The organism is Cellulomonas carbonis, assembly GCF_014636275.1.
GTDB classification, from domain to species: domain Bacteria; phylum Actinomycetota; class Actinomycetes; order Actinomycetales; family Cellulomonadaceae; genus Actinotalea; species Actinotalea carbonis.
Genome location: NZ_BMEB01000029.1, coordinates 1 through 636, shown reverse-complemented (window position 1 = coordinate 636; position 636 = coordinate 1). Strand labels below are relative to the sequence as shown.

Here is a 636-nt window from a genome sequence, read left to right as displayed (position 1 = left end):
TTGCAAAGAGCTCTATCTTTGGGGGAGGAAGACAGACGTGTGGAACTGTTGGAAGAAGGGATGAAACCTGTGAGGTTGAACTGCAGTTGGAAATTCCAATAGGAGATTCAGTTTTTATTTTTTTAATTAATTAAGTTTTAATTTACATCCAAGTTAGCATATAGTGCAACAATGATTTCAGGGATAGATTTCTTAATGCTCCTTACCCATTTAGCCCATCCCCCCTCCCACAACCCCTCCAGTAACCCTCAGTTTGTTCTCCATATTTATGAGTCTCTTATGTTTCTTCCCCTCCCTGTTTTTATATTATTTTTGTTTCCCTTCCCTTATGTTCATCTGTTTTGTCTCTTAAAGTCCTCATATGAGTGAAGTCATATGATATTTGTCTTTCTCTAATTTCACTTAGCATAATACCCTCCAGTTCCATCCATGTAGTTGCAAATGGCAAGATTTCATTCTTTTTGATTGCCGAGTAATACTCCATTGTGTATATATACCACATCTTCTTTATCCATTCATCCGTCGATGGACATTTGGGCTCTTTCCATACTTTGGCTATTGTCGATAGTGCTGCTATAAACATGGGGTGCATGTGTCCCTTCAAAACAACATACCTGTATCCCATGGGTAAATGCC

The 636-nt window shown here is 38.5% G+C and carries 1 protein-coding gene; it reads right to left on the bottom strand.

What is annotated here, in order from left to right; genetic code table 11:
- Nucleotides 1–301: 301 nt before the first annotated feature.
- Nucleotides 302–636, bottom strand: a 335-nt coding sequence (locus IEV86_RS18050; protein ID WP_229734726.1) for a DUF1725 domain-containing protein, incomplete at its 5' end; no start/stop codon positions are given.